Origin of the sequence: Paenibacillus thiaminolyticus, assembly GCF_003591545.1 — a bacterium.
In the GTDB taxonomy this organism is placed as follows: Bacteria; Bacillota; Bacilli; order Paenibacillales; family Paenibacillaceae; genus Paenibacillus_B; species Paenibacillus_B thiaminolyticus_A.
Window position 1 is genome coordinate 123,572 of sequence record NZ_QYZD01000016.1, and the last position, 8,715, is coordinate 132,286.

Below are 8,715 nucleotides of genomic sequence, written 5' to 3' on the forward strand. Positions count from 1 at the left end.
TGTTAGTAGGTTGAGAAAAGTATGAGGAATGCCGCTGACGTGGTGGACCGAAAAAACATAGCAGCGTTCTCATACGAGTTCCGACTCTCAGACATGTGTCGAGTGGAAAACATAGCCAAAGACATTCGGCTAACCAGTACCTACGAAAAGGTGGATTCTCAACAAGGGAAAAATGTACATTGAACTGCTAACCTGCATAAGATATTCGAAACGATGAAAGCTTGATTTAATCTCCTCTAATCTCCTCTTAAAAAGGGGTTTGTTTATGAACGTCAAATTTTATCCTCTAAACTCCCTCCCTTCTTCTTTAAGGCCCCCGAAGAACTGTCGAACTATTTTTCCCTTGTTACCTAGAGGAGCCACTGGAGCAACTGGTCCAACGGGAGCCACCGGGGCTACAGGAGCCACAGGTGCCACCGGAGTCACTGGAGCTACTGGAGCTACGGGAGACACTGGAGTTACCGGAGCCACCGGAGCCACTGGAGCTACAGGGGCCACGGGAGCTACAGGTGCCATGGGAGCTACAGGAGTCACTGGAGCAACTGGAGTCACTGGCGCGACTGGAGCGACAGGAGCAACTGGAGCCACGGGAGCTACAGGAGAAACGGGAGCTACAGGAGTCACTGGAGTAACAGGAGCTACTGGAGCGACCGGAGCTACGGGAGCCACTGGAGTTAGCGGAGCCACCGGAGTCACGGGAGCAACTGGAGCAACCGGAGCCACGGGTGCAACGGGAGCTACCGGAGTCACAGGAGCATCAGGAGCAACTGGAGCCACAGGAGCTACAGGAGCAACGGGGCAACAAGCCCTTTCCAGCAATTTCAAGTATCCCAGAATACGCCAAATACAACGGGGAGTTCAGCCATCCCGTTAAGCGCAGTCGCAACTACATTAAAAACCATCACAATAACGGGAGTTCCTGCAGGAAGCCGCATTTGGTTAACCGGAATCGTAGGATGGGAGTCTACGTCAGGTAATACAGTACTTCAACTACAAGTCCTCCGTGGGGCAACTATAATTTTTAGCATTAATCAGCATGCAGTCGCAAATACCACATTTGGAGCAACCAGTGTTGACCACGTTGATCTAACCCCTGGATCTGGAAATATTACCTATACCTTAGTTGCACTAACTACTGTCGGTACAGCTAATGCGATCGGAGCAATCACTTTTACAGGGGCTTTAATACAGCCTTAGGTAATAAGCGGCTAGTCCTTAGCGGGGCTGGCCGCTTTTTTGGGCAGTAACGTTTATAGAAAAAATAAAGGAGAAATAAAGCTCACATGGGTATTTCCCCCAGAATATACCTGTAATGAGGTGAGTAATTTGATTTCCGTTAGTCTTTGTATGATTGTAAAAAACGAGGAGAACAGTATCGATCGATGCTTGAGCTCCGTTCAGGATATTGTTGACGAAATCATTATTGTAGATACAGGGTCGACCGACGCCACTAAGGAAATTGTACGTAAGTATACAGAGCAAATTTTCGATTTCGTATGGATTGACGACTTCGCAGCGGCACGTAATTATGCTTTTAGTTGCGCTACAAAAGACTATATCTTTTGGTTGGACGCGGATGACATATTAAAAGATGAAGACCGTAAGAAATTCTCCACTCTAAAAGTGGGACTCGATCAATCCGTTGATTCTGTTACGATGGATTATCATTTGGCTTTCGATGAATTCGGTAACGTGACTTCAAGCGTTAGACGTAACCGCCTTGTGAAGAGGGGAAACCAATTCCGATGGATTGGTGCCGTTCACGAATACCTCGAAGTTTGGGGGAATATTTTGAACAGTGATGTTGTCATCACACATAACAGACTCCACCATGATAGCGACAGAAATCTTAAAATTTACAAAAAACGGTTGCTCCGCGGCGAAGAATTTTCGCCTAGGGATTTATATTACTTTGCAAATGAACTCGTTGATCACCGGATGTACGAACAAGCAATATGTTATTACGAAAAATTTCTGGCCACGGGAAAGGGATGGATCGAAGATAATATTGCTTCCTGCGGGAAGTTAGCAGACTGTTATCATCACCTTGGTAATCGGGAACAGGAGTTGGCATCTTCTTTGCGCTCTTTTCAATATGGTAGTCCCCGCGCCGAATTTTGTTGCCGCTTGGGGTTTCATTTCTTGCAGCAGGAGGACATTCGAACAGCGATATTCTGGTATAGGCTGGCTACCCAACTCGAACAGTCGAGAGACAACTGGGGGTTTCTCAATCCTGTATGCTCGACCTGGCTGCCCCACCTTCAGCTTTGCGTATGTTACGACCGAACTGGTGAATACGAATTAGCCCACTATCATAATGAGATTGCCCGTAGCTACCGGCCGAGCGACCCAAGCGTCTTGCAAAATAAAAGGTATTTGGATTCCATCTTAAGCAATTACGATATGGTAAAAGCCGGAGGGGATCGTCTTGAATGACAAGATGCGTGTGTTGATCGGAAGTCCCGTCCATCAAAGACCGGCCATTCTACTCGAATTTTTAATTTCTTTGCATCATTTAAGGAAGGAACATATGGAGTTCGGATATTTATTTATTGATGATAACCGAGATGAACGGGCAAGTGAACTGCTTCGAGACTTCGCCAAGGCGGTGGACCATGTTACGGTGCTGACATCTGGGCAAGGGGATGAGTATTTTCGTAACGAAACCACACATTTTTGGAACGAACATCTTATTTGGAAAGTGGCAGAATTTAAAAATACCATGATCCAACATGCGACTGATGAACAGTACGATTATTTATTTCTAGTCGATTCCGATTTGCTGCTGCATCCGAGAACGGTTGAACAACTGGTCACTACGGGAAAAGATATCGTGTCGGAAATTTTTTGGACCTCATGGCAACCGGATTCTGCGCCTCAGCCCCAAGTATGGCTTCGTGACGAGTACACGCAATGGGAACAGCAACGGGGTGAGGATTTAAGCGACGAGGATATCGCCGTCCGTTACGATCAATTTATTACTCAATTAAAGGTTCCGGGGGTATATGAAGTAGGAGGGTTAGGGGCCTGTACTCTTATCAGTCGTCATGCGTTAGTCGCCGGAGTGAACTTCAAGCCGATTAAGAACCTTTCCTTTTGGGGGGAAGATCGTCATTTCTCTGTTCGTGCCGCTGCAATCGGGTTTTCGTTATATGTTGACACTCATTTTCCAGCTTATCATATGTATCGGGAATCTGATCTAGACGGGGTAGAAAGGTTCAAATACGAGACTTGTGAACAGACCAAAAAGCAGGATACAGGGTTATTATCCGAGTGCATTGGTCAAATGACAGAACCCCCTATAAAACGAGGAAGGGATAAATTGACATTGACGATGGTGGTGAAGAACGAGGAGAAACGGTATTTGAAGCAAGTACTGGAGGAACACCGGAAATATATCGATGAGGCGGTAATTATCGATGACGGCAGCGAAGATAACACGGTTGACGTTTGCCTCGACGCGTTGCAGGGGATACCCGTTAGGCTGGTAAGGAACGACGTGTCGAAGTTTAACAACGAAGTCGATTTACGAAAGCAACAATGGGAGGAAACGGTGAAAACAGAGCCCGATTGGATTTTGAATCTCGATGCGGATGAAATATTTGAGGGCCGGTTTGCCAGTGAGATTCAACAACTGTTACAGCAAAATGAAGTCGACTTATTTTGTTTTCGGCTCTTCGATTTTTGGAACGAAACCCATTATAGGGAGGACGATTTTTGGCGATCGCACTTGACCTATCGTCCGTTTTTGCTCCGTTACCGTTCTGATTTTGTATCCACATGGAGAGAGACTCCGCAGCATTGCGGGCGGTTCCCCGAGAATGTCTTCGAGCTTCCCCACCGTTCATCGGAGCTTCGATTGAAGCACTTGGGATGGTCTAAACCCGAAGAGCGTCTTGAAAAATACCAAAGATATATGCTGCTCGATCCGGAAGCGAAATATGGATGGTTGGAGCAATATCTATCCATATTGGATGACAAACCGAACCTGATTCGATGGATCGAATAAGAGGGAAATGATACATGATTTAGCTAAGCAGCCGAGCAAATTGTGCAGCATTTGCCGAAGGGCACGGACTGGAGCGATCAGACGGTCAGAACCTTTATCAACCGGCTAATGAAGAAAAAAGCTCTGGGTTACCAGAAGTCTGGCAGAAGCTATCTGTATTATCCGCTAATTTCGGAAAAAGAGTGCGTGCGCGCGGAAAGCCGTTCTTTTTAAACCGAGTCTTCAATGGCGCAGCTGGATTAATGATGACCAATTTTTTGGAGGAGACCCATCTGTCAGATCAGGAGATTGAGCGATTGCAGCAAATTTTGCTGGAGAAGCAAGGAAAAGAATCTAAAGATTCAAAAGACTGCTCACAGCCTTACAAGCGTGAAATTTAACCAAATGAGGTTATACCATGGATATAGCTGAACGTCTCTTCAATTGGTTTGTTGCCTCGACGCTGATGGCAAGCGCAGTTGCTGGCAGTTCAGCATCTGTTCCGCAGACGCATCCATGCGCGTTTGAGGCATGCACTATGGCTAATTGTACTGTTGAGGCTCATGCTGCCGGTGCTGCCGCAAAGTCCGGTAAGCTTGTTTAATGCAGTTCCTGCACTGACAGACATAAAAAATGCTGTCTTCGGGCTTTCGTACCAGCTGGGCAAGCCTGACACGATATCCGAACACAGCCAAATAGAAAACACATATCAACCCTATTATATAACGAATGAAGCGGAGAAGAATACTTTTTTTCAGCCGCTTATGACCATGAAGGATACGGAAGAACATGCCGAAGCGGGCATAGAGAGAGAAAGCCATCCGGCTGTTCGTGTGCTGGCTGTAGTGTGGCTGACGGGTGCGGCCGTCTTGCTCGGATATAACCTGATCTACTGGCTGCGATTCTACAGAAAACAAAAACATCTCAGTCCTGTCGACAGTGCTGCGATATTGAAGATTGTGGAACAGTGCCGGATCTTATTTTCCATTAAACGCCCTGTGAGGATTTACGCGGATCCATCCGCTCAGAGTCCGTATATTACTGGAGTGTTCCGTCCAGCGGTCTATTTGCCGACATCGCTTATTTCAGAAGCAGGCAATGAACAACTGCTCAAGCACGTGATCGCGCATGAGCTGGCCCACTACAAACGAAAGGATACGATCTAGAATATGATCGGCAGTCTGGTGTCCGCTGTTCACTGGATGAATCCATTCGTATGGTTCATGCTGCGGCAGATGAAAGCCGACCGGGAGCTGGCCTGTGATGCCTGTGTCCTGGAGGCGCTTGGGGAAGAGGAGGCTGTGCCTTACGGCATGACGATTATCGGCTGTATCTTTTCGTGGCTAATCCCTCGACTAGTTGTTTAAAATTGGCAATTGACAAGAATTCATAACGTTTGGTAACGTGCTATAATTGAAACCAACATAAAATCATCTAAAGGAAGATATATTATGACCCAAGAATATATAGAAATCCGCGGCGCCCGGGAAAATAACCTTAAGGATGTATCTTTGCGCATTCCCAAGCGCAAAATCACCATTTTTACCGGTGTATCCGGTTCCGGAAAATCGTCGATCGTTTTCGATACCATCGCCGCCGAATCCCAGCGTCTGTTGAACGAAAACTTCAGCATGTTCGTCCGCACCTTTCTGCCGCGTATTCCGCAACCGGATGCAGACGCGATCGAAAATCTTAGCATGGCGGTTATCGTCGACCAAAAACGCTTAGGCGGCGGTGCTCACTCGACCATGGGCACGATTACCGATATTTCGCCTATACTTCGGCTGTTATACTCACGTCTGGGTCAACCTTACGCCGGTGACGCCAATGCATTTTCCTTCAACGACCCTCAGGGCATGTGCCCGGAATGCAACGGCGTTGGCCGCAAGCTCGGAGTGGATTTGGAAAAATCGCTGGACAAGTCCAAATCACTTAGGGAAGGAGCCATTTTGCTTCCAGATTACGGTGTTGACAGCTGGGATTGGAATATTTTAACCCAGTCAGGTTTGTTTGATAACGATAAAAGGCTTGCCGATTATACCGAGGAAGAAATGGCACAGCTTCTGTACGGCAAACCGCATAAGGTTGAAATGCAAGTCGGAGGGAAACCTGTAAAATTTACCTTAGAGGGAATCATTGAGAAGTTCAGCGGCAAGTACATCAAGCGAGATGTCAAAACGAAATCGGAACGCACCCAGAAAATGGTGAAGCCGTTTATAACCGAGGGCCCATGCCACCTTTGCCGCGGCGCTCGTCTTAGCCAAGCGGCTCTCAGCTGTAAAATCAACGAAAATAATATTGCCGAACTATCTTCTATGGAGGTAGGTCGGCTGATTGAGGTTATTAAGGAAATAAAAGATCCGATAGCGGAACCTATGGTTAAAGCCTTAACGGAAAGACTGCAGCACCTGGTTGATATTGGCCTGGAATATCTCAGCCTCGACCGCGAAACCGATACTTTATCAGGTGGAGAATCACAGCGTGTCAAAATGGTCAAACATCTGAGCGGCAGTCTCGTGGATGCGGTATACATTTTTGATGAGCCGAGCGTTGGCTTGCATCCCCGCGATGTGCACCGGCTCAATGAATTGCTGCAAAAACTGCGCGATAAAGGCAATACTGTCATTGTCGTCGAACACGACCCCGATGTGATTGAAGTAGCCGATCATATCGTCGATGTCGGTCCTTATGCCGGCAGCCGCGGCGGCACCATTGTTTACGAAGGCAGCTTTTCCGATCTGCTGCAGGCTGATACGCTGACGGGCAATCATATGAAGCAGTCGATGCCGCTTAAGGACCATTTTCGTCCGGCAACAGGCAAACTATCCGTCGTGGGCGCCACTCTGCACAACTTGAACAATGTAAGCGTCGATATTCCAACGGGGGTATTAACCGTAGTGACAGGCGTTGCCGGCTCCGGCAAAAGCACATTGATCAACGAGGTGTTTTTGCAACAGCATCCAGATGCGATTGTGATCGACCAGACGGCTATCGGTGTCTCGACCCGTTCGAATCCGGCCACGTACACGGGCATCATGGACGACGTACGCAAGGCCTTTGCATCAGCCAACAAAGTGAAACCCGGTCTGTTCAGCTTTAATTCCAAAGGTGCCTGCGAGAACTGCCAAGGCCTTGGTGTCGTTTATACCGACTTGGCATTTTTGGAGAGCGTCAAAACACCTTGCGAAGTTTGCGGCGGCAAACGTTTCAAAGAAGAGGTGCTGGCCTACAAACTGGGCGATAAATCGATCGCCGATGTGCTGGAGATGACCATTGAACAAGCTCTCTCTTTCTTTGACATCACAGAAGTTGTGCGCAAGCTGCAGGCCATGAGTGACGTGGGACTGGATTATCTTACACTTGGCCAGCCGCTCAGCACACTGTCGGGCGGTGAGTGCCAACGCATCAAGCTGGCCAGCGAATTGCATAAAAAGGGAAGTATTTACGTCATGGACGAGCCCACGACCGGACTGCACATGTCGGATATCGCCCATCTGCTGGCTATCATGAATCGTCTGGTAGATGCCGGAAATACAGTCATTGTGATCGAACATAACCTGGATGTCATCAGAAACGCCGATTGGATCATAGATATGGGACCCGAAGGCGGCAGCAATGGGGGTAAAGTCATATTCGAAGGCACGACAAAACAGCTGTTAAGCGCAAAACATTCACTGACAAGCAAGTATTTGAGGAATGAATCCAAAGGTTGATGAATATTTAAGTAAAGCTACAAAGTGGAAAGAAGACGTTTGAGAAAAAAACATAGTTTTAATACATGGATTTAAAGACTATTGTGCGCTTCTGTTTCACAAGGGTGCCTTGTTACAGGATGCCCATGGAATTCTAATCCAACAAACGGAGAATGTACAGGCGGCGCGCCAGATTCGGTTCACCAATCTTCAAGAAATAGTTGAAATGGAGACCATCTTGAAAGCCTATATTTATGAAGCTATTGAAGTTGAAAAAGCCGGTTTGGAAGTAAACTTTAAAAAGAATATAGAATTCATAATTCCTGAAGAATTTCAAAATAAACTCGATGAAACCCCTGCCTTGAAAACTGCTTTTGAAGCATTGACGCCGGGACGGCAAAGAGCATACATTCTTTATTTCTCTGAACCCAAGCAAGCCAAAACTCGAGAGTCAAGGGTTGAAAAATGTATGCAGCAAATTCTCAATGGAAAGGGATTAAGGGATTAAATGAGATTAGAATATTCGATGAGAAAATAAATTAATCAAACTTGTGTCCAGACTAATATGTAATTGATAAGCTCTAGGCACTTAAAACACATCGACAACTTGAGGCGATGTGTTTCTTTTGTTATCGCGGCAATTGAAGATCAGGAAAGTACAACATGGGGTCACATTTATCTTAATACATCAGGATGTATTTTAGGTCTTTAGCACAATCTTTAGTACACGCTTCTGTTTTGCTTGCCTATCCGTATTTGGAACACCTAATTTTTGGCTTATCATTTTTCGAGTGATGAAGGTATAGGATTGAACACGATGTATCCCTCGCTTTTTTATAGTTTCCAGCTATAGGGTTAAAAAAGAAGCTGCCGAGAGAAGACCTCGGCAGCCAGTTTATATTGGCTGAACTTATCTGTTGTAAATAAAGATCATTATGGCACGGGTGCGTCAGTTTCGCCTTAAAGCGGCCCTTGCTCACCTTGAGGTCCCTGAGCGCCAGTTGCCCCTTGCGGCCCTTGCTCACCTTGAGGTCC

5 protein-coding genes and 2 pseudogenes are annotated in these 8,715 nt (G+C 46.7%); 6 read left to right on the top strand and 1 reads right to left on the bottom strand.

Going from position 1 to position 8,715, the window contains the following annotated elements; all coding sequences use genetic code 11:
• Window positions 1–1,326: 1,326 nt before the first annotated feature.
• From DQX05_RS17795 to DQX05_RS17825, 6 genes and pseudogenes are all read left to right on the top strand, one after another.
• Complete coding sequence (locus DQX05_RS17795; RefSeq protein WP_119794858.1) at window positions 1,327–2,436, top strand: glycosyltransferase family 2 protein; 1,110 nt, start codon at window positions 1,327–1,329, stop codon at window positions 2,434–2,436.
• The gene (locus DQX05_RS17800) at window positions 2,429–4,009 is read left to right on the top strand and encodes a glycosyltransferase (RefSeq protein ID WP_310735678.1); all 1,581 of its coding nucleotides are present in this window, start codon (window positions 2,429–2,431) and stop codon (window positions 4,007–4,009) included. The genes DQX05_RS17795 and DQX05_RS17800 overlap by 8 nt, the downstream gene beginning before the upstream one ends.
• A 42-nt stretch (window positions 4,010–4,051) precedes the next feature.
• Complete coding sequence (locus DQX05_RS32275) at window positions 4,052–4,222, top strand: BlaI/MecI/CopY family transcriptional regulator (protein WP_259392086.1); 171 nt, start codon at window positions 4,052–4,054, stop codon at window positions 4,220–4,222.
• Between the two features lie 245 nt (window positions 4,223–4,467).
• A pseudogene (locus DQX05_RS17810) lies at window positions 4,468–5,355 on the top strand (M56 family metallopeptidase).
• 84 nt (window positions 5,356–5,439) lie between these two features.
• Window positions 5,440–7,701 carry an ATP-binding cassette domain-containing protein gene (locus DQX05_RS17820; RefSeq protein WP_119794861.1) on the top strand — a complete coding sequence of 754 codons (2,262 nt, stop codon included), beginning with the start codon at window positions 5,440–5,442 and terminating at the stop codon, window positions 7,699–7,701.
• A pseudogene (locus DQX05_RS17825) lies at window positions 7,685–8,188 on the top strand (YdeI/OmpD-associated family protein). Before DQX05_RS17820 ends, DQX05_RS17825 begins: the two are co-directional and overlap by 17 nt.
• 238 nt (window positions 8,189–8,426) lie before the next feature.
• On the opposite strand, the gene DQX05_RS31455 reads toward DQX05_RS17825, so the two are convergent.
• Window positions 8,427–8,715 (bottom strand): hypothetical protein (locus DQX05_RS31455; protein ID WP_220483207.1); only part of this gene is annotated, 289 nt, incomplete at its 5' end.